The following is a 24,200-nucleotide window of genomic DNA, read 5'->3' as shown; positions in this document are numbered from 1 at the left end:
CAGGTCGCCCGCCACGATTGGATGGTGGCGGGACAACGGAAGGAAAGCACTATGATCCAGAAAAATTGGCAGGAACTGATCAAGCCGAACAAGATCGAGTTCTCGTCGAAGAAGAAGACGCTGACCACGCTGGTCGCCGAGCCGCTCGAGCGCGGCTTCGGCCTCACCCTCGGCAACGCGCTGCGCCGCGTGCTTCTGTCTTCGCTGCGTGGCGCGGCTGTGACCGCCGTGCAGATCGACGGCGTTCTGCATGAATTCTCGTCCATCGCCGGCGTGCGCGAGGACGTGACCGACATCGTGTTGAACATCAAGGAAATCGCCATCCGCATGGAAGGCGATGGCCCCAAGCGCATGGTCGTGCGCAAGCAGGGACCGGGCGCGGTTCTCGCCGGCGACATCCAGACGGTCGGCGACGTCGAGATCCTCAATCCCGACCACGTCATCTGCACGCTGGACGAAGGCGCTGAGATCCGCATGGAATTCACCGTCGACACCGGCAAGGGCTATGTGCCGGCCGACCGCAACCGCGCCGAAGACGCGCCGATAGGGCTGATCCCGGTCGACAGCCTGTATTCGCCGGTCAAGAAGGTCTCCTACAAGGTCGAGAACACCCGTGAGGGGCAGGTTCTCGATTATGACAAGCTGACCATGACCATCGAGACCGATGGTTCGATCTCGGGCGAGGACGCGGTGGCCTTCGCCGCTCGCATCCTGCAGGACCAGCTCGGCCTGTTCGTCAATTTCGACGAGCCGCAGAAGGAAGTCGCTGCCGAACAGGTTACCGAGCTTGCCTTCAACCCGGCGCTGCTCAAGAAGGTCGACGAACTCGAGCTTTCGGTGCGTTCGGCCAACTGCCTGAAGAACGACAACATCGTCTATATCGGCGACCTGATCCAGAAGACCGAAGCCGAGATGCTGCGCACCCCGAACTTCGGCCGCAAGTCGCTGAACGAGATCAAGGAAGTCCTGGCGGCGATGGGCCTGCATCTCGGCATGGAAGTGCCGGACTGGCCGCCGGAAAACATCGAAGACCTCGCCAAGCGTTACGAAGATCAATACTGAGGCTCAGGCCTCTTGAACCCGCAATGAAGGAGAAGAGCCATGCGCCACGGATTTAAAGGCCGCCGGTTCGCCCGCAGCATAAGCCATCGCAAGTCGATGTTTGCCAACCTTGCCGTGTCGCTTATCGAGCACGAGCAGATCCTCACCACGCTGCCGAAGGCGAAGGATCTGCGTCCGATCGTCGAGAAGCTGGTGACGCTCGGCAAGCGCGGCGACCTGCACGCCCGCCGCCAAGTGATTGCCCAGATCGGCAATGAGGGCGTCGTCAAGCGTCTGTTCGACACAATCGCGCCACGTTACGCCACTCGCAATGGCGGCTATCTGCGCATCATGAAGGCCGGCTTCCGTCACGGTGACAATGCCGCAATGGCCGTCATCGAATTCGTCGACCGCGACACCTCGGCCAAAGGCGCCGGCGACCGCGCCCGCATCGAGGCCGAAGGCACCGAAGAGGAAGCCGCAGCCGCATAAGCTTCGGTTTTGCTGAGAAGTTCAAAGGGGCCTGCGGGCCCCTTTTCGTTTGGGCGATATGTGTTGCCTAACAAGGGCAAGGTACTCGTTTCCGGTCAGAACTTTCCAGTCGAGTTCTATTCTCCTCTGCTCGGAACTTGGATGTCGGTATGAGTAGATGCTGTCGACCACCGTTCTCCGGTCGATATCACTGATGATCTGCGCGACGGATGTTTTGCTCAGATATCGTTCGATTTCGCCGTTCTCGATAAAGTCGATATCGACGCGAAAAAAAATATGGACAGGGCCAGCGCAGAGATCCAGCGTGAACTCCCAGTCTGAAAATTTGGCATAGAAAATCTTCACCTCGTCCGGGGCCCACAAGCCAGCTTCCAGGAATTCCGAGGGCTTCGTTCTGCCATTGAGCCCTTCCATCGAAAGGACGAACTGGTCCGTTATGCGTTCGGTCTTGCCGCGAATTGCATGCACATGTTCGATCTGAAACCAATCCAGCTCATGTGGCGGGTCTTTGTCGAATGAGGCCTCAAGCGTTCCGTAAAACCAGTACTCGGGCACCGCCTCAGCATACTCGGTTAGCCAGTCGTCCGGCGCACCAAGCACTTTGGCAATTTCGATCATCTTCATTCCGGGGTACACGGGCCCCAAAGTGCCGGTCTTCAAAAAATCACGGAATGAAACGAGCTGTTTTTTCATGAGCGTTGACGCGGCTTTCGGGGTCACGTCGACCTATAACTGCTTTGCCGCGCAAAATAATCGGATTTCAGCGGCTTAGCCTTTCATTTTGCACAATCGTCAGGACAATGGCGCCCGACTTGGAGGATTCGGAATGCGCGTTAAACGGCTGTCCCTTGTTCTGATCTGCGCCTTGATGGCGCTGGCCGTCGTGCCGGCGGCGAGGCACGCGATAGCGGAGGAGACCAAGCCAGATCCCGGTCTGTCCGACGTACTGACCGATCTGCTGCATGGCGTCGAAGGCGAAAACGCCACCTCCGGCCCCGACAAGCGCGTGCCGTTCGGCCGCGAGGAGGTGCAGCTGTCCTTCGCGCCGCTGGTCAAGCAGACGGCCCCGGCCGTGGTCAATGTCTACGCCTCGCAGACCGCCAAGGTGACGTCGCCCTTCGACGGCGATCCGTTCTTCGAGGAATTCTTCGGCCGCTCGCAGCCGCGCGCGCAGTCTTCGCTCGGTTCGGGGGTGCTGGTCGATCCGACCGGCGTCGTGGTCACCAATTTCCACGTCGTCAAGGACGCCGACCAGGTCAAGGTCGCGACTGCCGACGGGCGTGAATTCGACAGCAAGGTGCTGCTCAAGGATGAGACGCTCGACCTCGCCGTGCTCAAGATTTCTTCCGACAAGCCGTTCCCGGTGATCGCCATCGGCGATTCCGACGCGCTCGAGGTCGGCGACCTGGTGCTGGCGATCGGCAATCCGTTCGGTGTCGGCCAGACCACCACCAGCGGCATCATTTCGGCTGTGGCGCGCAGCCATATCGGCGTCTCCGATTCCAGCTTCTTCATCCAGACCGACGCCGCCATCAACCCGGGCAATTCCGGTGGAGCGCTGGTCAATATGGGTGGTCAACTGATCGGCATCAACACCGCGATCTATAGCCGTAGCGGCGGTTCGATTGGCATCGGCTTTGCCATCCCTTCGAACATGGTTCGCGCCTTCGCCGATGCGGCCAAGGCCGGGCTCGACTTCTTCGAGCGGCCGTATGTCGGTGCCGAATTCGAGGCGGTGACGCCGCAGATTGCCGAATCGCTCGGCATGGACAAACCGGCCGGCTCGCTGGTTTCTTCGGTCGAAGAGGCAGGACCCGCTGCCAAGGCAGGGCTCAAGCCTGGTGACGTGGTGCTGTCGCTCAACGGCAAGCCGGTCGAGAGCGTCGGGGCGCTGGACTACCGGATGGCGACGCTGTCGATCGGTACGAATGCCAGCTTCGGCGTTCTGAGCAAGGGTCAGCAGGCGACGATGGACATCGCGCTGGAACGGCCGCCTGAGGGCGCCAAAGCTGCGGAGCTCACATTGCGCGGCCGTAGCCCGTTTTCCGGTGCCAGGGTTGCCGAACTATCGCCACGGCTTGCCCAGCGGCTTGGTCTGCGCACCGATGTCAAAGGCGTCACCGTCGTCGATATCAACCGCGATTCGCCCGCTGCCGATTTTGGTTTCCAGCCGGGCGACATCGTGCGTGAGGTCAATGGCCTGACGATCGACAAGGCGGCGACCCTGGAACAGATAGCCCAGCAGGATACACGCTGGTGGCGCTTTACCGTCGAGCGCGGCGGGCAGATACTGCGCCAGGTGTTGCGTTACTAAGCCCGACGTCAGCATGGTCGGGCTCCAGGCAGAAGAAGTTGCATGGCCGATCTGTTCAGTGTCGATGAACCGGAAAAGACGCCGCCCGGCAGGCCGCTGGCCGACCGTCTGCGCCCGAAGAACCTCGGCGAGGTCGTCGGCCAGGAGCATCTGACCGGTCCCGACGGCGCGCTGACGCGGCTGATCGGCTCCGGCTCGCTCGGCTCGATGATCTTCTGGGGCCCGCCCGGCACCGGCAAGACCACGGTCGCACGGCTGCTTGCCGGCGAGACAAGCCTCGCTTTCGAACAGATCTCGGCCGTGTTTTCCGGCGTTGCCGACCTGAAGAAAGTGTTCGAGGCAGCGAAGCTGCGCCGCTCCAACGGCCGCCAGACACTGCTGTTCGTCGACGAGATCCATCGCTTCAACCGCGCCCAGCAGGACAGTTTTCTGCCCGTGATGGAAGACGGCACCGTCGTGCTGGTCGGCGCCACCACGGAGAACCCGTCCTTCGAGCTTAACGCCGCGCTGCTGTCGCGCGCACGCGTCCTGGTCTTTCACTCGCTCGGCGAGGACAGCATCGCCAAGCTCCTGGCGCGGGCCGAGGAGGCAGAGGGCAGGGCGCTGCCGCTCGATGACGAGGCGCGGGCGATGCTCATCCGCATGAGCGACGGCGACGGCCGCGCGGCGCTGACACTGGCCGAAGAGGTCTGGCGTGCCGCCAAATCAGGTGAGGTGTTTGGCGCCGAGGCGTTACAGCGCATCGTCCAGCGCCGCGCGCCGATCTACGACAAGGGCCAGGACGGCCATTACAATTTGATCTCCGCCTTGCACAAATCGGTGCGCGGCTCCGACCCCGACGCAGCACTCTACTATCTGGCTCGCATGCTCGACGCCGGCGAGGATCCGCTCTATCTCGGGCGCCGGTTGGTGCGCATGGCGATGGAGGATGTCGGGCTGGCCGACCCGCAGGCACTCGTCGTCGCCAACGCCGCCAAGGAAGCCTACGACTATCTGGGCTCGCCCGAGGGCGAACTGGCCTTCGCCGAGGCTACCGTCTATCTCGCTACCGCGCCGAAATCCAATGCAGTCTATACCGCATTCAAGGCCGCCACACAGGCGGCCAAGGAATTCGGTTCGCTGCTGCCGCCCAAGCACATTCTCAATGCGCCGACCAAGCTGATGAAACAGGAAGATTACGGCGCCGGCTATCGCTACGACCACGACGAGCCCGACGCTTTTTCCGGCCAGGACTATTTTCCTGAGAAGATGGGAAGGCAGACATTCTACGATCCGCCCGAGCGCGGCTTCGAGCGCGATATCAGGAAGCGGCTGGACTATTGGGCGAAGCTGCGCAGCGAGCGGGAAAAGTAGCTGCCAGTCGCACACTGGTGTGATCGGCGTTGTCTGGTGGGATAAAAAACCCTATCAAGATGCGCCTTCGGCCGGCGGCAGGCCAGAAACGTACCGACGATATTCAGAACGGAATCGCGCCTGGCGCGTGGAAAAATGACAAAAAAATCCCGCAAAACCCTTCGGAAGTTCGCCATAGCCATTCCGCTGCTGGCGCTCGGCTTCTATGTCATTCCCATTCTGACGACGATTTTCATCGTCCTCGGCCTGATCGACGTGTTGCGCAACGACAACAAGAATTGGGCGCTGTTCAGTGGTTATTTCCTGGGCAACGGCATCTTCACCTGGCTGCTTTCGCCCTTCAATCTGCTGGTGGATCTGCTGTGCTATAGAAACCGCGGTGTCTGGAAATTGGACCAGTTTCCTCCGGACTACCAGCGCGAGGTCAACGAGGTCCTGGATGTCTTCAAGGCACGCAAGGACGAGATCATCGCCGACATCGACGCCAATTTCGGCAGCGGCCGGCGCGGCATGTATGTCTATCAGTGGTATGGCAAGCACAAAATAGACAACGTCGCCGAATTCAACAAGGATTTCAAATACATCAAGACGATTGCCGTCTCTGTGTTCAGCGGCAGGGAATCGACTTCCTGGCACTTTGGCCCGCTCCGGCTCAGCCTGCGCATTCTCTACAACCTCATCCCGGTGAAATCGGAAGTGTTCGTCCAGTGTGGCAACGCCAAGAATTACTGGCACGAGAACCCGCTGTTCATCTTCGACGACACGCTGCTTCATCGCTCGGTCAACGAGTATGACGGGCGCCGCTACTGCGTGTTCATGGACATCATTCGCCCATCGCCGTTTCCCGGTCTGATCTCGACGCTCCTCGCCATTGTTTCGGTCAGCGTCGAGCGCATCAATGCCATGTTCTACAAGAACTGGAAGATGATCGCGTCCAGCAAGCCGAAGAAGGTCGGAGCTGCCTGACACCGTAGCGTAACTGGCGCGAGGGAGCACGATGTATCATCTGTTGCTTGTCTGTCTTGGTGGCGCGATCGGTGCAATGGCCCGCTTCTTCCTGTCCGGCTTCGTCGCCCGCCGGGTCGGCGAGACCTTTCCTTGGGGCACGATGGTCGTCAATGTGTCGGGGGCGTTTGCAATCGGCGTCGTTGCGCATGCCGTGGCGCGCGACGGCATGCCTGCCCTTTGGGCCTTTGTCGTCACCGGCGGCCTCGGCTGCTACACCACGGTCTCTTCATTCAGCCTGCAGACGCTGGCGCTGGCGCGTGAGGGCGAATGGCTGCGCGCCGGCGGAAATGTGCTGCTTTCGGTTTTCCTGAGCCTCGGCGGCGTGACGCTGGGCTTTGCCGCGGGAAGTCTTCTGATTGGCAGCGGGGCGCCATGAGCGGCCCGCAGAAGCTCCGCTCCGACGGGATGGCGGGGCGTGCGGCGCGCCTCATTGGCTGGCGCCGAACGAGCCAAACGGTTCGTATCTATGCGACCGTGGCCGCTGGCAGCATGATCGGCGGCGTGCTGCGGGCGCTCGCCTCATTGGCGAGCACCGCCTGGTGGGGCACTGGATTTCCCTTCGGCACGCTCCTCGTCAACATTGTCGGCTCATTCCTCATCGGCTTCTATGCGACATTGACGGGACCGGATGGTCGCGTCTTCGCCAGTCCGCTGCAGCGCCAGTTCTTCATGGCCGGCTTCTGCGGTGGCCTGACGACCTTCTCCGCTTTCAGCCTTGAAACACTCACCCTCGCGCAAAGCGGGAAGCTTGTGGCGGCGGCACTCAATATCGCGATCTCCGTGGTGGCCTGGCTTGCCGCCGTCTGGCTTGGCCACATCTTTGCAGTGCGCCTCAACCGGCTGAGAGGATCCAGGCAATGAAGATACCACCACTGGCACAATTGCTGCGCATATTTATCGGCGAAAACGACAGGGCAGATGGCCGTCCGCTGTATGAGGTCATCGTGAAGGCCCGCGAAATGCAGATTGCCGGCGCGACCGTCCTGCGCGGGGCGATGGGATTTGGCCATTCCAGCCGACTTCACACCACGAAGATCCTCCGTCTCTCGGAGGACCTTCCCCTTGTCATCGAGATCGTCGACGACGAGGAAAAATTGGCCGCTTTTCTGCCCGTGCTTGAAACAATCATGACAAGTGGCTTGATCACGCTGGAGAAAGTTCAGGTTCTGCAATATGGAACCGACAACGAATAACCGAGTGAGATTGCGGGTGCCGGCGAATGCCGTTGCATGTTCGCAAAACGGCGATTGGAATCATGGCAGGCGTTGAACAGATCACAGTGGATACCGGTGAGGCGGGCATGCGGCTCGACCGCTGGTTCAAGACCCATTTCCCCGGTCTCGGTTTCGGTCATCTGCAGAAGCTGCTGCGTTCCGGCCAGATCCGCGTCGACGGCGGCAGGGTGAAGGCCGATACACGCGTCGAAGCCGGCCAGACGGTGCGTGTGCCGCCGCTCGAAGTGGACAAGAAAGGCGAAAGCCCGCTCACCGGCCATTCGATACGCAACCAGGGCGATGCCGATGTCTTGGCCAAGATGCTGATCCATGAGGACCCGAAGGTCTTCGTCTTCAACAAGCCGGCCGGCCTAGCGGTTCAGGGCGGTTCGGGCGTTACCCGCAATGTCGACGACATGCTGGAAGCCTGGCGCAACCAGAAGGGCGAGAAGCCGCGCCTGGTGCACCGGCTCGACCGCGACACGTCGGGTGTGCTGGTTGTCGCCCGTACAAGGCTCGCCGCCATGAAGCTCGCCGAAGCGTTCCGGGCGCGTGAGACGAAGAAAACCTACTGGGCGCTGGTCAAAGGTGTGCCGCCGAAGCGCGAGGACAAGATCTCGACCTGGTTGATCAAGGAACCGACGCCCGACGGCGATCGCGTGCGCATCGCCAAGCATGGCGAAAAGGGCGCCGACCACGCCGTGTCTTATTACCGCATCGTCGAACAGGCGGCGCAGACCCTGTCGTGGCTGGAGATGGAACCCTATACCGGGCGCACTCATCAGCTTCGTGTTCATGCCGCCCATATCGGTTGCCCGATCATCGGCGACCCCAAATATTTCGAAGCCGACACCAATTGGGATTTTCCAGGCGGCATGCAAAACCGCCTGCATCTGCACGCCCGCCGCATCGTCATCCCGCATCCCGATAAGGGGTTTGTCGACGTCACCGCGCCGATGCCGCCGCACATGCGCCAGAGCTGGAACCTGATCGGCTTCGACGACGCAAGCGCGGAGGACTAGGGCCGGTGGGCGTCGCCACAGATACGCTCGACCGCCGTGACGCGGTCGATCTGGCGGCCGCCGCCATCATGGTCGGGCTGACCTTTTCCTGGGGCCTGAACTACGTCGCCGCCAAGATCTCCTATGCCGGCTACGATCCCGTTTTCCTATCGATCGCCCGCTCGGTGATCGGCGGCCTGTGTGTTTTCGGCTGGTGCCGCTGGCGCGGCATCGCGCTGTTCACGCCCGACAAGACTCTCGTCGCCGGCATTCTGGCAGGCGCGCTTTTCGGTCTCGAGTTCCTGTTTCTGTATGTCGGGCTCGAGCACACCACCGTCGTGCGCAACACCTTGCTGGTCAACACCATGCCGTTCTGGATGCTGGTCGGCGGCCATTTCCTGCTGGACGAAAGCATCACGGCACGCAAGCTCGTTGGGCTTCTGCTCGCTTTCGCCGGGCTGGTCGCGGTGTTTTCCGACAAACTGAGCGCTAATGGTGGCGAGACGTTGAGCGGCGACCTGCTCAGTCTCGGCGCCGGCATTCTGTGGGCCGTGACCAACATTGTCATCAAGCGGTCGAAACTGGTGGAGGCCAGCGCCGAAAAGCTGCTGCTCTATCAGCTGGCCGGTGCCGCCGCCGTCGGCATTTTGGTGATGCCCTTTGCCGGGCCGCCCGTCCGCAGCTTTACCCTTCTGCCGACCTTGGCGCTGTTGTTCCAGGCCGTCTACGTTGTCGCCTTCACCTATGTGCTGTGGTTTTGGCTGCTGCGGCGCTACCCTGCATCTGGCCTGTCGAGCTTCACCTTCCTGTCGCCGGTCTTCGGCGTGCTTTGCGGCGCCGTGTTCTTGAACGAGCCGTTGACCGTTCGTATCTTTCTGGCACTCGGCCTGATCGCCGCCGGTCTTATCATCGTCAACCGGCCGGCCCGAAAACAAAGCCCCGGATGAGCATGCGCGATATTTTGAACGACCTCGAAGCTGGAAAGCAGCTCTCCGATCCGGATCCGGTGCGTCGCGCCCAGATCCAGATGAAGACGCCGCTGCCAAAACGCTTCTACAAGACCGTCGCGGTGGCACCGGTCGAGGATGGTTTTGCCGTCCATCTCGATGGCAAGCCCGTCCGCACACCGGCCAAGGCGCTGCTGGCGCTGCCGACCGAAAAGGCGGCTGCTCTCGTCGCCGAGGAATTCGCCGCACAGGAGGAGACCATCGACCCGGTAACGATGCCGGTGATGCGTCTGGTCAACACCGCAATCGATGGGGTCGCCAGTGATCCCCAGGCGGTGCTGGAGGACATCCTGCGCTTCGCCTCATCAGATCTGCTCTGCTACCGCGCGGATACACCACAGGGGCTGGTCGACCGGCAGAACGAGCATTGGGATCCGGTCATCGACTGGGCGCGCAGCGCGCTCGGCGCCCGGTTCCAGCTCGCCGAAGGCGTGATCCACGTCGAGCAGCCGCGCGAGAGTATCGCGCTGCTTGGCCAGCATCTAGCCCAACGTGCCGATCCGCTGCGCCTTGCTGCCATCTACGTCATGACCTCGCTGACCGGATCGGCGCTGCTGGCGCTGGCCGTCGATTTCGGCGAGCTCGACGGCGAGGTGGCCTGGGCTGCCGGCCATGTCGACGAGGACTGGCAGGCCGAGCAATGGGGCCATGATGCCGAGGCCGTCGCCCGCCGCGCCGCCCGCAAGCGCGACATGATGGCGGCAGTCAGCCTGCTCGAAGCGCTCAAAGGCTGACGGCACCGGCCGCTATTTCGCACTGCACATTAGACCAAAGTCATAATCCCAAAGGCGGTCTGCCTCTGGGCACTGCTTTCTGTCATTTTTTGCACCGGTGGCTGCACTGAGTCTGCGTTCCGAGGAAACGCGGACGATGACGCGCAGCATCGAGGACCGACGGAATCACACGGGAGGATACACTCATGGCAATGGCATCGACCGCCGGCAAAACAAGCCGCGGCATGACGCGCGAGGAGAAGAAGGTCATCTTCGCCTCCTCGCTCGGCACCGTTTTCGAATGGTATGATTTTTATCTCTACGGCTCGTTGGCAGTGTTCATTGGTTCGACTTTTTTCAGCCCAACCATCCCGGAAGCTACGCGCAATATCTTCGCGCTTCTGGCTTTCGCCGCTGGCTTCCTCGTGCGTCCGTTCGGCGCATTGCTGTTCGGCCGCATCGGCGATCTTGTCGGCCGTAAATACACTTTCCTTGTCACGATGACGATCATGGGCCTGTCGACCTTCCTGGTCGGCTTGCTGCCTGGCTATGCGACTTTGGGCATTGCCGCTCCCGTGATCCTGATCATCTTGCGCATGTTGCAAGGCCTGGCGCTCGGTGGCGAGTATGGCGGTGCCGCGACCTATGTCGCCGAGCACGCACCCGACGATCGCCGCGGCTACTACACGTCGTGGATACAGACGACGGCAACGCTCGGCCTGTTCCTGTCGCTGGTCGTCATCCTGATCGTCCAGGGGTCGATGGCCAAGGAAACCTACGCCGCGTGGGGTTGGCGCATTCCTTTCATCGTTTCCTTTCTGCTCCTCGGGATTTCGATATGGATCCGGCTGTCGCTTTCTGAATCGCCGACCTTCCAGCGCATGAAGGACGAAGGCAAAGGCTCCAAGGCGCCATTGACGGAAGCCTTCGGCCAATGGAAGAACGCAAAGATTGCGCTGCTGGCACTGCTCGGCCTCACAGCCGGCCAGGCCGTGGTCTGGTACAATGGCCAGTTCTACGCGCTGTTCTTCCTAACCAACGTGCTCAAGGTCGACGCGCAGTCGGTCAACATCATGATCGCAATCGCGCTGGCGGTCGGCTCCATCTTTTTCGTCGTGTTCGGCTGGCTCTCCGACAAGATCGGTCGCAAGCCGATCATCATGGCCGGCCTTGCACTGGCGATCGTCTGCACTTTCCCGTTGTTCAAGGCGCTGACCTGGGCAGCCAACCCGGCGCTCGCCACCGCGCAGCAGAACACCCGGGCGACGGTGACCGCGGCACCGGGAGACTGCAAGTTCCAGTTCAATCCGGTGGGCACGGCGAAGTTCACCACGTCCTGTGATATCGCCACCTCGTTCCTGACCAAGAACTCGGTGCCTTATGACGTAGTGGCCACGGCAGCCCCCGGCACCGCTGCGTCGGTCAAAATCGGCAACGAGACGGTTGCGTCGTATGACGCTACTGCCGCCGGCGACCAGGCCAAGGCCAAGGACGCCGCCTTCGCCAAGGCGGTCAACACAGCGCTTCAGGACGGTGGCTACCCGCTGAGGCGGGCAGCGGCCAAGGTGCCGGACCAGAAGCTCGAAGCCTTCATCGCGGCCAATCCCGAGCTGAAGCTCGACGCGGCCGCGATCCGCGCCGGCGAGAAGGCGACGGTTCCGACCGAGCAGGCGATCAAGGACAAGCTGCTGAGTGCCGATGAGGCCGCGGGAGCTCCCGAGGTCACCGTCTACACCATACCGGGCGGCGGTCCCTTCGCCATGTTCGCCGACCCGGCGGCGGTCAACTGGCCGATGACGATCGGCATCCTGCTCATCCTCGTGATCTTCGTCACGATGGTGTACGGGCCGATCGCCGCGATCCTGGTCGAGATGTTTCCGACCCGCATCCGCTACACCGGAATGTCGCTGCCCTACCATATCGGCAATGGCTGGTTCGGCGGGCTGCTGCCGGCGACGGTGTTCGCGCTCAGCGCCTACAAGGGCGACATCTACTACGGTCTCTGGTACCCGGTGGTGATCGCGGCGATGTCGCTGGTCATCGGCATGATCTTCATCAGGGATACCCTCGGAACAGACCTGCATACCAAGCAATAGCCGACCTGTCCCGATTCAAAGCAAAGCCCGGCGCGAGCGATCGCGCCGGGCTTTGCGATTCATCGGAGGGAGACGAGAGATGGGGAGGCTCAGCTCTTCCGATCGTTTTTCGCTTCTTCGATCGCTGCCTCATGATACCAGGCACTTCCGAAATCCGTTCGGTTGCGCAAAGAAGCAAGTTCTGCTGCGAACTTAGCCTTTCCGCTTAAATTTGAGGCAGAAGCGCGCGCTGCCACCGGGAACATCAGGATTTTGGCCGACTGACGAGTGGAAGTGATTTCCATTGTCGGTTTCCTTTCTTCGGCACAACCTTGCCGATTCAACCTTTCCCCAAGATAGGTTTCGCAATCGAATTAGGCAACATGATTATAAAAAGATCAGTAGCTGCACAATATTTATGCAAACTATGCTTGTGAGCGATCCGATCGCACAATTACGACGGCTCAGCAATTTTGCGCCGACACTACATCGCTTTTGCCGCACCCGTCGCCAGCCAAATGGCACACGAATTGCATTTTAACAGTCGGCAGGTCGGCTGCTGGATAGGCCGGCTCGCCCCGGCGCCATCCAGGGTTCGGTGATCAAGCAACGAGAGGCTAGAATGACGAAATACAAGCTCGAGTACATTTGGCTCGATGGATACACCCCGGTTCCCAATCTTCGCGGAAAGACGCAGGTCAAGGACTATGCCGAGTTTCCGACGCTCGACCAGCTTCCGCTGTGGGGCTTCGACGGTTCTTCGACCATGCAGGCCGAGGGCCACAGCTCCGACTGCGTTTTGAAGCCGGTCGCCGTCTATCCGGATCCCGCCCGCACCAATGGCGCGCTCGTCATGTGCGAGGTCATGATGCCGGACGGCGTGACGCCGCATGCATCCAACAAGCGCGCCACCATCCTCGACGACGAGGGTGCCTGGTTTGGCTTCGAGCAGGAGTATTTCTTCTACAAGGACGGCCGCCCGCTCGGCTTCCCCGAGAGTGGCTATCCGGCGCCGCAAGGCCCGTACTACACCGGCGTCGGCTACAGCAATGTCGGCTCCGTCGCCAGGCAGATCGTCGAGGAGCATCTCGACCTTTGCCTCGCCGCCGGCATCAACCATGAAGGCATCAACGCCGAAGTGGCCAAAGGCCAGTGGGAATTCCAGATTTTCGGCAAGGGCTCCAAGAAGGCCGCCGACCAGATGTGGATGGCACGCTATCTGATGCAGCGCCTGACCGAGAAATACGGCATCGACATCGAATATCACTGCAAGCCGCTCGGCGATACCGACTGGAACGGCTCCGGCATGCATGCCAACTTCTCGACCGCCTATATGCGAGAAGTCGGCGGCAAGGCGTATTTCGAAGCGCTGATGGCGGCTTTCGACAAGAACCTGATGGATCACATCGCCGTCTACGGTCCGGACAACGACAAGCGTTTGACCGGCAAGCACGAGACCGCGCCGTGGAACAGGTTCAGCTACGGCATCGCCGACCGCGGCGCCTCGATCCGTGTGCCGCACTCCTTCATCAACAACGGCTACAAGGGCTATCTCGAGGATCGCCGTCCGAACTCGCAGGGCGACCCCTACCAGATTGCCTCGCAGATATTGAAGACGATCGCCTCCGTCCCGACCAGCGCCGAGGTTTCGGCCGCGGCTTGAACATTCGTCCCGGCGTAGACCTCAGGTCTGCGCCGTGACGTTCTCTCCGATCGCATCGCAATAAAAAAAAACCCCGGCGTCTCCGCCGGGGTTTTTTTGTTGGCTGCAACGATCCAGATCAGACCGAATAGTACATATCGTATTCGACCGGATGCGGGGTCATTTCGAAGCGCATCACCTCGGCCATCTTAAGCTCGATGTAGCTGTCGATCTGGTCGTCGTCGAATACGCCGCCGGCCTTCAGGAAGCCGCGGTCCTTGTCGAGGCTCTGCAGGGCTTCGCGCAGCGAGCCGCAGACGGTCGGGATCTTCTTCAATTCCTTCGGCGGAAGGTCGTAGAGATCCTTGTCCATCGGCTGTCCCGGATGGATCTTGTTCTTGATGCCGTCGAGGCCGGCCATCAGCATGGCGGCAAAGGCAAGATAGGGGTTCGCGCCCGGATCGGGGAAGCGGACCTCGACGCGCTTGGCCTTCGGCGACGAGCCGAACGGAATGCGGCACGAGGCCGAGCGGTTGCGAGCCGAATAGGCGAGCAGCACCGGCGCTTCATAGCCGGGCACCAGGCGCTTGTAGGAGTTGGTCAGCGGGTTGGTGAAGGCGTTGATCGCCTTGGCATGCTTGATGATACCACCGATGTAGAACAGGCAGCTCTCGGACAGGCCGGCATATTCGTTGCCGGCGAAGGTCGGCTTGCCTTCCTTCCAGATCGACTGGTGGACGTGCATGCCAGAGCCATTGTCGCCGAATACCGGCTTCGGCATGAAAGTGGCCGTCTTGCCGTACGCATTGGCGACCTGGTGCACGACATATTTGTAGATCAGCATCTTGTCGGCGTTGCGGACCAGCGTGTCGAACTTGATGCCGAGCTCGTGCTGGGCGGCGGCCACTTCATGGTGGTGCTTTTCGACGCGCACGCCCATCTCGGCGAGCACGGTGAGCATTTCCGAGCGCATGTCCTGTGCCGAATCGATCGGCGGCACCGGGAAATAGCCGCCCTTGATGCGCGGCCGGTGGCCGAGGTTACCGGTCTCGTAATCGGTGTCGTCATTGGACGGCAATTCGGTCGAATCCAGCCGGAAGCCGGTATTGTAGGGGTCGGCCTTGTACTTGACGTCGTCGAACACGAAGAACTCGGCTTCAGGACCGACGAAGATCTGGTCGCCGATGCCTTCCGCCTTCATGTAGGCCTCGGCCTTCTTGGCGGTGCCGCGCGGGTCGCGGTTGTAGGATTCTCCCGAGATCGGATCGAGGATGTCGCACAGGATGACCATGGTCGACTGGGCGAAGAACGGGTCCATATGCACCGTATCGGGATCGGGCATCAGCACCATGTCGGACTCGTTGATCGCTTTCCAGCCGGCGATCGAGGAACCGTCGAACATGACACCATCGGCAAACATGTCTTCCTCGACCTCGACGACATCCATAGTAACGTGCTGCAGTTTGCCCTTCGGATCGGTGAAGCGCAGATCGACGAACTTCACGTCGTTGTCCTTGATCTGCTTCATGATGTCTTTGGCTGTCGTCATGTCCCTGCTTCCCTATGTGATGACGTTTTGAACATGGCCTTTTAACGGGAAAATTCAGACCGCGTCCATGCCGGTTTCGCCGGTGCGGATGCGTACGACTTCCTCGATGTTGGAGACGAAGATCTTGCCGTCGCCGATGCGGCCGGTCTGGGCCGCCTTGCGGATGGCTTCGATCGCGGCTTCGACGGCATCGTCGCCGAGCACGACCTCGATTTTCACCTTCGGCAGGAAGTCGACGACATATTCGGCACCGCGATAAAGCTCGGTATGGCCCTTCTGGCGGCCAAACCCTTTGGCCTCGGTAACGGTGATACCTTGCAGCCCGGCCTCCTGAAGCGCTTCTTTCACTTCGTCTAGCTTGAACGGCTTGATGATCGCTTCGATCTTTTTCATGTAAAAAGTGGCCTCCACTGCCAAAAAAGACGGGTTGTGAGCCCCGCTTGCGCCTCAATCAAGCACGAACTGTGCCAATTGATGGGGCGCCGAGCAGCCTCACATGATTTGGATACCATGCCGCGCAGGAATGTACATTCGCATCATTCGCTGCGTCGGATGCGCCATGAACACCGCGAGCCTACACACCGCCGGTCCTGCCGTCCGCACAAAAATTGGGCAGATCGGATATTTCATGAGCAGCTGCGCGCCGTCGTCCCGAACGAGGTACGCCGCCAACTTTGCTTAGGGACCTTCGTTGTTTGCGTCGGATCAAAAACTGGACAATGCTTGGGGAAATGATGTGCATGTCGCCTGATATTCCATGAGCAACGAACTTTTGTCTCCGTCTGAAATGGCCGAGGCCGATCGGCTGGCGATTGCGGCCGGGCCACTCGATGGCTTCGGCCTCATGCGGCGCGCCGGCGAAGCGGTCGCTGCCGTCGTCCTGGCGCGCTATCCCCAAGCGAGACGCGTCCATGTCCTGTGCGGCCCCGGCAACAATGGCGGCGACGGCTATGTCGTGGCGCGGTTGTTGGCAGAGGCCGGCATGAACGTTGCCGTCTGGGCCGAAGGCAAGCAGAAACCCGGAAGCGATGCCGCGTTGGCCTCTGATGCCTGCAACTTGCCCGTGGAACACATTGGCCATTGCTACCCGGAAGCGGGTGAAGTGGTCGTGGACGCACTCTACGGCGCGGGACTGTCCAAGGACATTTCGATGCATGCGTTGGCCGTCTCAGGCTTGAGCAGCGCTGAGCGCGTCCCGGTGGTCTCGATCGATTTGCCTTCGGGTGTGTCAGGCGAGACCGGCTTGACTAACGCTCACTTCCAGGCCGAGGTCACGGTGACTTTCGTGCGGAAAAAGCCAGGCCATCTGCTGATGCCGGGGCGCGAGCTGTGCGGCGAGATCATCGTCGCCGATATCGGCATTCCGGATGGGATCATCGATCAGCTCAAGGTCACGGCGTTCGAGAACACACCGGAACTTTGGCTGCGATGGTACTTCCCGAGAACGGCTGTCGATTCGCATAAATACAAGCGTGGCCATGTTGCTGTCTTTTCCGGCCGACCGAGTGCGACGGGCGCAGCGAGGTTGTCGGCCATGGCCGCGGCTCGCAGTGGGGCAGGGGCAGTAACTGTGCTTTCACCTGGAAACGCCATGCAGGTGAACGCCGCGCATCTGACCTCGATCATGCTGCGCGAGGCCGGCTCGCCCGAAGAGGTGCAGGAATTCCTCGTGGCGCGGCATCCCGAGGCGCTGGTGTTCGGACCGGGGCTCGGGCCGAAACCCAAGGTCGGCGATTTCGCATTGCAGTTGATTGCGGCGATCGCGGATCTGACCCGCGCATCAGCGGCTACGCCTGAAATTCACGCCAGTGCCATCGTTCTGGATGCCGACGCCATCACCTCGTTGGCGCTTCAGCCTCAGGCACTGTTCGACGCAGCGCGTCAGACATGGTCACCGGCACTGGTGCTGACGCCACATGAGGGTGAATTCGCCAGGCTTTTTCCAGATATCGCTGGGAACAAAAAACAGTCCAAAGTGACCAAGGCGCGCGAAGCAGCAAAGCGCGCCAATGCCATTGTCGTCTACAAGGGTGCCGACACGGTGATCGCGGCGCCCGACGGCAGGGCCGCGATCAATGCCAACGGTGCGCCGTGGCTGGCCACGGCTGGCTCTGGTGACGTTCTGTCGGGGATCGCGGCCGGATTGCTGGCGCAAGGCATGGCGGCCTTCCAGGCTGCCTGCGCGGCGGTCTGGATCCACGCCGAGGCCGGCCGTCGTTTCGGGCCCGGCTTGATCGCCGAGGATCTACCGTCGGCTCTGGTGCCAGTGCTGCGGGAATTGATCGAAAGCCAGCCGGACCTTCGATGAGACGCATTGCACTCCTTTTCACCACGCTCGTCATGGCCGCTTTGGCGACACTGTCGGCGAATGCCGCTGAGCAGCCGGTGACCATCGTCGATGATCCAGCGGTACTTGCTGCTCTCGATGCCAAGGGCTTTGGCTTCGCCGGCATTTTCGGCGTCGACGGCAAGGGCGATTTGAAGACGCTTTATGACAAGGCGCCGGCTTACCACGCGATCGTCGAAACGATTGCAAGCGACGTCGCAGCATTGCGGACCGAGATGAAGGCCGGCGGCCGGCCGCTGTACGAGGTGACCGACGGCAATGTTGGCCGTGTCATGGACATACGCTGGCTGAGGACCGACGCAGCGCGGTTCCGCCTCGTCGGCGTGGTCAACCGGCTCGACCGGCGCGACTTCGCCGCGCTGAAAGGCGACGGGAGTTGCGGCGAAGTGCGCTTTATCTATCGCCTCGCCTACAGCTTCAAGAAGAACGGCAAGGTTTTGGCCTCGCGCCTGCCGTTCAATTTCAGTGCCGTCTACAATGCCACGCCGGATGTCGATGGCGGCTGTGTCGGCGTCGCCGGACGCTGGGCACCACAGCTCGACGAGAGCGTCGATGCCGGCTGGCTGACCGGCGGGCCGCTGGAAAGGGCGGCGCTCACCTTCAAACAGCTCGAGCTCAATGCGCAAGTGATCCGCTTCCCCTCCGGCCAGGAGACCGAATTCGGCGGGCAGGCTGCCTATCTCATGCGAATTTTCGGCATCGACGGAACGGCTGTCAGCGAAAAGCCGCTGGAAAACACGCCCGACATGGCACGTCTTGCCGAAGACGCCGCGCTGAAAGCAAGACTTGCCGACTATGTCCGCACCAATGTTGCGGCGGTCGATCTCGGCGTCTACCAAATCCCCGATGAGTTTTTGGCAAGGAAGGTCATTTCGTGGTCGACCTTCGGCAGCGCAAGGCAGGCCAACCACCCGTTCACGCCGCTGTTCCAGCCCGCGGATTTCGAAGGGCTCGATTTCTCTGCGCTGAAGCTGGTGCGCACGCCAGAGGCATTGGTCGAGCGGCTGGACAACGGCGCCTGCCAAGGCTGCCATCAGGCGGGCTCGACCGCCGGTTTCCATTTCATCGGCCTCGATGACAAGACGACCTCGCCGCTCAACCGCATCGAGGTCGGCATCTCGCCGCATCTCCACGCCGACATCCCGCGTCGCGTCGCCTGGCTGCACGCGACTGCCGACGGCAAGGAACCGAACCGCTTCCGCCCGCTGTCCTTCGCGCCGCCGGCGACATGGAGCGATGCTGGACAGATCGCCTATTCGCCGGCCGAGATGGCGATGCCGTGCCTGATGCCGGCGGATGCGGCCCGCTTTGGCGCGACTTGGCAATGCGGCGGCGGCACCGTCTGCACGCCGCTGGCGACCGTGTCCGGCGTGCGCACCAAGCTGGCGCAATGCCTGCTGCCCAAGGACAGCGAAAACATGTTTTCCGGCCATCCATGCCTGACCGGCTCGATCGCCAGCAACCCGGAACAGCCTTTCAATGACCGCTATACCATCACCGGCCAGTTCGCGGCGTTCGCGCCAAGCATTTCGCGCGCCGCCTACACCTGCCGGCCGCCGAAGATCGGTGTGCCGGCGGGGATTGCCTATCGCGGCTGCGACGACCGGGATCGCAGCTTTGCCGCCTTCAAGACGGGCAAACCGATGCCGAACGAGATTTGCGGGTTGGTCGGCGGCAAAAAATTCGACACCTGCGTAGCGACCAATAATTTCGACCAGTGCCTGGGCGGTGCCGTCAATCGCGGCAATCGTCCTGCCTGCTCGGCCGACCATTTCTGCCGCGAGGATTACATGTGCCAGTCGCTGCCACCCGATACGCCCGGCATCGGCAAGGTGAAAGGCATCGGCTTCTGCTCGCCGACCTATTTTATCTTCCAGATGCGCATCGACAATCACGCCACGCCGTGGTCGGGCGCTGCCCGCGCGACGATGGGAGCCGGGTTCGGTGCTGCGGAAGAGGAATAGGCCACCGACTGAGGCATTGGCCGCAGTAGTTCCAGGTGGATAGCTATCGATCGAGGTCGTCGGCGATGTTCGATATCCATTCGCCGTCGAAATGGCGGACGCGTTCGGCGACGAACGCATCGCTCAGCAGGCTCGACAAGGCAGAAACCAGAATTGGTTCTATCTCTGGAGCCGAGCTAAATCCAAGAGCAATCAGACGTTCGGACCAGGGCGGATGGTCCGCACTTTCGTTATCTCGCGCGTCCCACGCTTTTTGAGCATACTCCTGCAGAATGGGAAGTCTCGACAAGTGAGCGGCGGCCGCCAGGACCCTTTCGAGTGGTGGACGGGGCGGAGCCATGGCGCCAAGCAGTTCACGCTGGAGCGGGCTATAGACTTGATCATCGAAGAACGCACTGGCGGCACCGATCAGAAGCAGGGCGCGGGCCGCATCATGTGCGTCGCCGGACGTCGCTGCATGGCGATCTGCGTCAATTTCCGCTCGTCGCGACAACCGTATTTCTTCGCGCTCCAGAGTGCGCGACAGCGGACCAAGCATCCAGTAGAACAGGCTGCCTGAAACGGTTTTCCCCGGAGGAGCGAAGTCGAAGATTAGATCGAAGCTTTTCTCGAGTTCGGCCAGGTTGAGTCCGCCATTTGTATCTTTGTTTTTCAGATGGGCGTCCTCATGAGCCAAGATCGCCGCAAATGCCTTTTGGTCGGTCGCTGCGAGCAATGGCAGGCCGATGGTGAGAATCGGCCTGCGACCAAGCAAGCCTAGAAACGGCCGCTCTTCACCGACGCTGGCGTTGAGATCGTCGCTCAGGATGATCCTCGTTCGGCTGGCGCGGTGTTTGCCGGCAATACTCTCCCAGACAGCCCACAGCTTCGGGGCTGATTCCCGAGTAATCCCCTTGACCTTGCTGGGTCGAAAACCGGCGAACAATGTTCCGATCAACAGAACGATGGCCAGCATCGCGGCCGGGATTGCAACAGCACCAGTCGCGATGACGGCGAGCGGATGCCAATCGAGGAGCCAGAACCACAGGACTATTGGGCAGAACAGCGGGAGAGCGAAGAGCAGGATGGCAAATCTGCCGAAACGCGCTCCCATGTAGAGGACCAGGCGCGACATCAGCCCCTCACAGCGGGATGTTGTCGTGTTTCTTCCAAGGGTTTTGCATATCCTTGTTGCGCAGCATCCTGAGCGCGCGGGCGATGCGGCGGCGGGTCGAATGCGGCATGATCACCTCGTCGACATAGCCGCGCTCGGCGGCAACGAAGGGCGATAAAAAGCGATCCTCGTAAGCCTTTGTGTGTGCTGCAATTTTCTCCGCGTCGCCGATGTCCTTGCGATAGATGATCTCGACCGCGCCCCTGGCGCCCATCACCGCAATCTGCGCCGTTGGCCAGGCATAGTTCATATCGCCGCGCAGATGTTTTGACGCCATGACATCATAGGCGCCGCCATAGGCCTTTCTGGTGATGACGGTGATCTTTGGCACGGTCGCTTCGGCATAGGCGAACAGAAGCTTGGCGCCGTGCTTGATCAACCCGCCATATTCCTGCGCGGTGCCGGGCAGGAAGCCCGGCACGTCGACGAAGGTGACGATCGGGATCGAGAAGCAGTCGCAGAAGCGCACGAAACGCGCGGCCTTGCGGCTGGCATCCGAATCGAGCACGCCGGCCAGCACCATCGGCTGGTTGGCCACGAAGCCGACTGTGCGGCCTTCGACACGGCCGAAGCCGGTGACGATGTTTTTCGCAAAATTCTGCTGGATCTCGAAGAAGTCACCCTCGTCGGAAACTTTAAGGATCAACTCTTTGATGTCGTAAGGTTTGTTGGCATTGTCGGGAATCAGCCGGTCGAGCGACAGATCGTGATCGGTGACCGATTGGTAGCATTCGATCTCGGGAATTTCCGCCGTGTTGGAGGCGGGCAGCAGATCGACCAGCCGGCGCATCTGCAGCAGCGCCTCGACGTCATTGTCGTAGGCTCCGTCGGCGATCGAGGACTTCGTCGTGTGGACGGAAGCGCCGCCGAGGCTTTCGGCGGTGACCGTCTCATTGGTGACGGTCTTCACCACATCCGGGCCGGTGACGAACATATAGGAGGTGTCGCGGACCATGAAGATGAAGTCGGTCATCGCCGGCGAATAGACGTCGCCGCCGGCGCAAGGGCCCATGATCAGTGAAATCTGCGGAATGACGCCGGAGGCCAGTACATTGCGCTGGAAGATCTCGGCATAGCCGCCGAGGGCCGCCACGCCTTCCTGGATGCGGGCGCCGCCGGCGTCGTAGAGGCCGATGATCGGCGCGCGGTTGCGCAGTGCCATCTCCTGCACCTTGACCACCTTTTCGGCATGCGCCTCGGACAGCGAGCCGCCGAACACGGTGAAATCCTTGGCGAAAAGATAGACCGGGCGACCGTTGACGGTGCCCCAGCCGGTAACGACGCCGTCGCCGGCGATCTTGGTTTTCTCCATGCCGAAATCGGTCGAGCGGTGCTCGACATACATGTCGAACTCCTCGAACGAGCCCTCGTCGAGAAAGACGTCTATGCGTTCGCGGGCGGTCAGCTTGCCCTTCTTGTGCTGGGCGTCGATGCGGGCCTGGCCGCCGCCCATGCGAGCGACCTCGCGGCGGCGCTCGAGTTCCTTCAGCACGTCCTTCATGACCGGTCCCCGAAACGGAAAGCTTGATTGTGGTAATCATGCCTGGGAGAGAGCGCAAGCGCCGCTTCCTAATGGCTTTTGCTGCGCTGCAGCATCAGGCCCCTTGCATTTCGATGCGAACTGGGCCATATGCGGCGGCATAGGCGCTTGGGCCGGGATAATCCGGCCTTCTCGATGAATGAGACTGGTTGCGTCTGTTTTCCCTCTTCCCGACATATCGGCAAGGTGGCGAAAAAGCCCCGTGGCATGATGCCTGCGGGCACGACAGCGCTGCCGTGCGGACGATAACGTCCGCCCGCCTTGTCGTTTCATGACAATTTTCGACGGCAGGTTGCGCCCTGCCGCCATTGATGTTTGCGGCCAGGAGCCGCATGAAAGAAGAATATTTTGACCAATGAAAACACTTTGACCGGTAAGGACGCTGGGGAACTGAACGGTTTCGCCGCACTTGGAATTACCGGCGCACTGCTCAAGGCCACGAATGCCGCCGGCTTTACCGATCCGAAGCCGATCCAGGCCCAGGCGATCCCGCCGCAGCTCGAAGGCCGCGACATTTTCGGCATCGCCCAGACCGGCTCGGGCAAGACGGCGGCGTTCGCGCTGCCGATCCTGTCGAAGATCATCGCACTTGGCACCAAGCGCCGGCCGAAGACAGCCCGCGCACTGATCCTGGCGCCGACGCGCGAACTCGCCGTGCAGATCGAGGAGATGATCAAGCTGCTTGCCAAGGGCGCGCATGTCTCGACAGCGCTGGTGCTTGGCGGCGTCTCGCGCTTCAGCCAGGTGAAGAAGGTTGCGCCCGGCGTCGACATCCTGATCGCAACGCCAGGTCGGCTGACCGACCTGGTGCGTGAAGGCGACCTCGTGCTTGCCGACACCAAATGGCTGGTGCTGGATGAAGGCGACCGCATGCTCGACATGGGCTTCATCAACGACGTCAAGCGCATCGCCAGGGCGACGGCGCCGGACCGTCAGACGGTGCTGTTCTCGGCAACCATGCCGGCCGAAATCGCCGAACTGGCGAAAGGCCTGCTGAAGAACCCGATTCGCGTCGAAGTCGCTCCTCACAGCACCGCGGCCGCCGAGATCGTGCAGGGCGTCGTCTTTGCCCGCACCAAGCAGAAGCGTCAGGTGCTGGCCAACATGCTTGCCGACGAGGCGATGAAGTCCGTCATCATCTTTTCGCGCACCAAGCATGGCGCCGACAGGGTGACAAAGGATCTCGAGCGTGACGGCTTCAAGGCCGCCGTCATCCACGGCAACAAGTCGCAGAACGCTCGCCAGAAGGCACTCAACGATTTCCGCGAGGGTTCGGTGCGCATTCTCGTGGCGACCGACATTGCGGCGCGCGGCATCGACGTGCCGGGCATAAGCCATGTGGTGAATTTCGACCTGCCGGACGAGGCGGAGAGCTATGTCCACCGCATCGGCCGCACCGGCCGTAACGGCATGGACGGCATCGCCATCACGCTCTGCGACCCGTCCGAAAACAGCAAGCTGCGCCAGGTCGAGCGCATCATCCGCACCAAGCTGCCGATCGTTGCCGACCATCTCGGCAGCCCCGATCCACAGCGCAATCCCGCCGAGAAGAACGAGCGTAGTTTCGAACCGGCCAATGATCGCAACGACCACAATGGCCGTCGCGACGGCAGGCGGCCCGGCGGCGCAAACAACGGCTTCGGCAAGAAGCGGTTCGGCGACAAGCCAGCCTTTGCGGGCGAGCGCAAGCCGGAAGGCGCCAAGCCCTTCAAGGGCAACAACAAGCGCCGCTTCGGCGGTAAGCGGCCGGCAGCGCGGGCCGCATAGCCTGACCGTGTTGCGGTCGG

General features: G+C 61.5%; 22 protein-coding genes. 16 read left to right on the top strand and 6 right to left on the bottom strand.

Annotated features, from left to right (window positions below):
* The first annotated feature begins 51 nt into the window (after nt 1–51).
* Together NKI22_RS10710 and rplQ are read left to right on the top strand one after the other, a co-directional pair.
* Nucleotides 52–1,062, top strand: coding sequence for a DNA-directed RNA polymerase subunit alpha (locus tag NKI22_RS10710; protein ID WP_023675128.1), 1,011 nt, complete (start codon nt 52–54; stop codon nt 1,060–1,062).
* A 39-nt stretch (nt 1,063–1,101) separates the two neighbouring features.
* The gene (gene rplQ, locus NKI22_RS10705; protein WP_023675127.1) at nt 1,102–1,533 is read left to right on the top strand and encodes a 50S ribosomal protein L17; all 432 of its coding nucleotides are present in this window, start codon (nt 1,102–1,104) and stop codon (nt 1,531–1,533) included.
* A gap of 21 nt (nt 1,534–1,554) precedes the next feature.
* On the opposite strand, the gene NKI22_RS10700 is transcribed toward rplQ, so the two are convergent.
* Nucleotides 1,555–2,253, bottom strand: a complete 699-nt coding sequence (locus NKI22_RS10700; protein WP_352815384.1) for a hypothetical protein — start codon at nt 2,251–2,253, stop codon at nt 1,555–1,557.
* Between the two features lie 106 nt (nt 2,254–2,359).
* Here NKI22_RS10700 and NKI22_RS10695 point away from each other — a divergent pair, with 106 nt between their 5' ends.
* From NKI22_RS10695 to NKI22_RS10650, 10 genes are all read left to right on the top strand, one after another.
* Nucleotides 2,360–3,847, top strand: a complete 1,488-nt coding sequence (locus NKI22_RS10695; RefSeq protein WP_352587578.1) for a DegQ family serine endoprotease — start codon at nt 2,360–2,362, stop codon at nt 3,845–3,847.
* 42 nt (nt 3,848–3,889) lie between these two features.
* The gene (locus tag NKI22_RS10690) at nt 3,890–5,200 is read left to right on the top strand and encodes a replication-associated recombination protein A (protein WP_352815382.1); all 1,311 of its coding nucleotides are present in this window, start codon (nt 3,890–3,892) and stop codon (nt 5,198–5,200) included.
* Between the two features lie 135 nt (nt 5,201–5,335).
* Entirely contained in the window at nt 5,336–6,166 is an 831-nt protein-coding gene (locus tag NKI22_RS10685) for an aspartyl/asparaginyl beta-hydroxylase domain-containing protein (protein ID WP_023717527.1), read from the top strand.
* Nucleotides 6,167–6,197: 31 nt separating this feature from the next.
* Entirely contained in the window at nt 6,198–6,584 is a 387-nt protein-coding gene (gene crcB / locus NKI22_RS10680; RefSeq protein WP_031193553.1) for a fluoride efflux transporter CrcB, read from the top strand.
* Nucleotides 6,585–6,613: 29 nt separating this feature from the next.
* Nucleotides 6,614–7,069 carry a fluoride efflux transporter CrcB gene (gene crcB, locus NKI22_RS10675; protein ID WP_352643161.1) on the top strand — a complete coding sequence of 152 codons (456 nt, stop codon included), beginning with the start codon at nt 6,614–6,616 and terminating at the stop codon, nt 7,067–7,069.
* A complete protein-coding gene (locus tag NKI22_RS10670; RefSeq protein WP_352815380.1) occupies nt 7,066–7,401 on the top strand; it encodes a DUF190 domain-containing protein in 336 nt (111 codons plus the stop codon). The genes crcB (NKI22_RS10675) and NKI22_RS10670 overlap by 4 nt, the downstream gene beginning before the upstream one ends.
* A 62-nt stretch (nt 7,402–7,463) precedes the next feature.
* Nucleotides 7,464–8,444 (top strand): RluA family pseudouridine synthase, encoded by a 981-nt coding sequence (locus NKI22_RS10665; RefSeq protein ID WP_352643145.1) that lies wholly within the window; start codon nt 7,464–7,466, stop codon nt 8,442–8,444.
* A gap of 68 nt (nt 8,445–8,512) precedes the next feature.
* Nucleotides 8,513–9,370 carry a DMT family transporter gene (locus NKI22_RS10660; protein ID WP_084642491.1) on the top strand — a complete coding sequence of 286 codons (858 nt, stop codon included), beginning with the start codon at nt 8,513–8,515 and terminating at the stop codon, nt 9,368–9,370.
* Between the two features lie 2 nt (nt 9,371–9,372).
* Nucleotides 9,373–10,164 carry an ATP12 family chaperone protein gene (locus NKI22_RS10655; protein ID WP_352643143.1) on the top strand — a complete coding sequence of 264 codons (792 nt, stop codon included), beginning with the start codon at nt 9,373–9,375 and terminating at the stop codon, nt 10,162–10,164.
* Between the two features lie 185 nt (nt 10,165–10,349).
* Nucleotides 10,350–12,239, top strand: a complete 1,890-nt coding sequence (locus NKI22_RS10650; RefSeq protein ID WP_352643141.1) for an MFS transporter — start codon at nt 10,350–10,352, stop codon at nt 12,237–12,239.
* Between the two features lie 89 nt (nt 12,240–12,328).
* On the opposite strand, the gene NKI22_RS10645 is transcribed toward NKI22_RS10650, so the two are convergent.
* Nucleotides 12,329–12,523, bottom strand: a complete 195-nt coding sequence (locus NKI22_RS10645) for a DUF2735 domain-containing protein (RefSeq protein ID WP_352643139.1) — start codon at nt 12,521–12,523, stop codon at nt 12,329–12,331.
* Nucleotides 12,524–12,840: 317 nt separating this feature from the next.
* Between NKI22_RS10645 and NKI22_RS10640 the strand changes: the two genes are divergently transcribed.
* The gene (locus NKI22_RS10640; RefSeq protein ID WP_023717535.1) at nt 12,841–13,881 is read left to right on the top strand and encodes a glutamine synthetase beta-grasp domain-containing protein; all 1,041 of its coding nucleotides are present in this window, start codon (nt 12,841–12,843) and stop codon (nt 13,879–13,881) included.
* A gap of 118 nt (nt 13,882–13,999) precedes the next feature.
* Here NKI22_RS10640 and glnA read toward each other — a convergent pair whose 3' ends face one another.
* Together glnA and NKI22_RS10630 are read right to left on the bottom strand one after the other, a co-directional pair.
* Entirely contained in the window at nt 14,000–15,409 is a 1,410-nt protein-coding gene (glnA, locus tag NKI22_RS10635) for a type I glutamate--ammonia ligase (RefSeq protein ID WP_023717536.1), read from the bottom strand.
* 54 nt (nt 15,410–15,463) lie between these two features.
* Nucleotides 15,464–15,802: a P-II family nitrogen regulator gene (locus tag NKI22_RS10630; RefSeq protein WP_019857988.1), complete on the bottom strand. Its 339-nt coding sequence runs from the start codon at nt 15,800–15,802 to the stop codon at nt 15,464–15,466.
* A gap of 364 nt (nt 15,803–16,166) precedes the next feature.
* Here NKI22_RS10630 and NKI22_RS10625 point away from each other — a divergent pair, with 364 nt between their 5' ends.
* Together NKI22_RS10625 and NKI22_RS10620 are read left to right on the top strand one after the other, a co-directional pair.
* A complete protein-coding gene (locus NKI22_RS10625) occupies nt 16,167–17,717 on the top strand; it encodes an NAD(P)H-hydrate dehydratase (protein WP_352643135.1) in 1,551 nt (516 codons plus the stop codon).
* Nucleotides 17,714–19,720, top strand: coding sequence for a hypothetical protein (locus NKI22_RS10620; protein ID WP_352643133.1), 2,007 nt, complete (start codon nt 17,714–17,716; stop codon nt 19,718–19,720). Before NKI22_RS10625 ends, NKI22_RS10620 begins: the two co-directional genes overlap by 4 nt.
* Before the next feature lie 43 nt (nt 19,721–19,763).
* On the opposite strand, the gene NKI22_RS10615 is transcribed toward NKI22_RS10620, so the two are convergent.
* Nucleotides 19,764–20,834: a M48 family metallopeptidase gene (locus NKI22_RS10615; protein ID WP_352958419.1), complete on the bottom strand. Its 1,071-nt coding sequence runs from the start codon at nt 20,832–20,834 to the stop codon at nt 19,764–19,766.
* 7 nt (nt 20,835–20,841) lie between these two features.
* On the bottom strand, nt 20,842–22,374 hold the full coding sequence (locus tag NKI22_RS10610) for an acyl-CoA carboxylase subunit beta (protein ID WP_023717541.1): 1,533 nt from the start codon (nt 22,372–22,374) through the stop codon (nt 20,842–20,844).
* Between the two features lie 387 nt (nt 22,375–22,761).
* Between NKI22_RS10610 and NKI22_RS10605 the strand changes: the two genes are divergently transcribed.
* Nucleotides 22,762–24,180 (top strand): DEAD/DEAH box helicase, encoded by a 1,419-nt coding sequence (locus tag NKI22_RS10605; protein ID WP_023717542.1) that lies wholly within the window; start codon nt 22,762–22,764, stop codon nt 24,178–24,180.
* Nucleotides 24,181–24,200 lie beyond the last annotated feature (20 nt).

Source organism: Mesorhizobium sp. M0778 (assembly GCF_040320105.1).
Classification (GTDB): domain Bacteria; phylum Pseudomonadota; class Alphaproteobacteria; order Rhizobiales; family Rhizobiaceae; genus Mesorhizobium.
This window is presented reverse-complemented; position numbering and strand designations above follow the sequence as displayed.

Bases quoted from the DNA above. Each gene is read 5' to 3' on its own strand.
- NKI22_RS10710 (WP_023675128.1), top strand. From the start codon at position 52: ATGATCCAGAAAAATTGGCAGGAACTGATCAAGCCGAACAAGATCGAG.
- rplQ (WP_023675127.1), top strand. From the start codon at position 1,102: ATGCGCCACGGATTTAAAGGCCGCCGGTTCGCCCGCAGCATAAGCCAT.
- NKI22_RS10695 (WP_352587578.1), top strand. From the start codon at position 2,360: ATGCGCGTTAAACGGCTGTCCCTTGTTCTGATCTGCGCCTTGATGGCG.
- NKI22_RS10690 (WP_352815382.1), top strand. From the start codon at position 3,890: ATGGCCGATCTGTTCAGTGTCGATGAACCGGAAAAGACGCCGCCCGGC.
- NKI22_RS10685 (WP_023717527.1), top strand. From the start codon at position 5,336: ATGACAAAAAAATCCCGCAAAACCCTTCGGAAGTTCGCCATAGCCATT.
- crcB (WP_031193553.1), top strand. From the start codon at position 6,198: ATGTATCATCTGTTGCTTGTCTGTCTTGGTGGCGCGATCGGTGCAATG.
- crcB (WP_352643161.1), top strand. From the start codon at position 6,614: ATGGCGGGGCGTGCGGCGCGCCTCATTGGCTGGCGCCGAACGAGCCAA.
- NKI22_RS10670 (WP_352815380.1), top strand. From the start codon at position 7,066: ATGAAGATACCACCACTGGCACAATTGCTGCGCATATTTATCGGCGAA.
- NKI22_RS10665 (WP_352643145.1), top strand. From the start codon at position 7,464: ATGGCAGGCGTTGAACAGATCACAGTGGATACCGGTGAGGCGGGCATG.
- NKI22_RS10660 (WP_084642491.1), top strand. From the start codon at position 8,513: ATGGTCGGGCTGACCTTTTCCTGGGGCCTGAACTACGTCGCCGCCAAG.
- NKI22_RS10655 (WP_352643143.1), top strand. From the start codon at position 9,373: ATGCGCGATATTTTGAACGACCTCGAAGCTGGAAAGCAGCTCTCCGAT.
- NKI22_RS10650 (WP_352643141.1), top strand. From the start codon at position 10,350: ATGGCAATGGCATCGACCGCCGGCAAAACAAGCCGCGGCATGACGCGC.
- NKI22_RS10645 (WP_352643139.1), bottom strand. From the start codon at position 12,523: ATGGAAATCACTTCCACTCGTCAGTCGGCCAAAATCCTGATGTTCCCG.
- NKI22_RS10640 (WP_023717535.1), top strand. From the start codon at position 12,841: ATGACGAAATACAAGCTCGAGTACATTTGGCTCGATGGATACACCCCG.
- glnA (WP_023717536.1), bottom strand. From the start codon at position 15,409: ATGACGACAGCCAAAGACATCATGAAGCAGATCAAGGACAACGACGTG.
- NKI22_RS10630 (WP_019857988.1), bottom strand. From the start codon at position 15,802: ATGAAAAAGATCGAAGCGATCATCAAGCCGTTCAAGCTAGACGAAGTG.
- NKI22_RS10625 (WP_352643135.1), top strand. From the start codon at position 16,167: ATGAGCAACGAACTTTTGTCTCCGTCTGAAATGGCCGAGGCCGATCGG.
- NKI22_RS10620 (WP_352643133.1), top strand. From the start codon at position 17,714: ATGAGACGCATTGCACTCCTTTTCACCACGCTCGTCATGGCCGCTTTG.
- NKI22_RS10615 (WP_352958419.1), bottom strand. From the start codon at position 20,834: ATGTCGCGCCTGGTCCTCTACATGGGAGCGCGTTTCGGCAGATTTGCC.
- NKI22_RS10610 (WP_023717541.1), bottom strand. From the start codon at position 22,374: ATGAAGGACGTGCTGAAGGAACTCGAGCGCCGCCGCGAGGTCGCTCGC.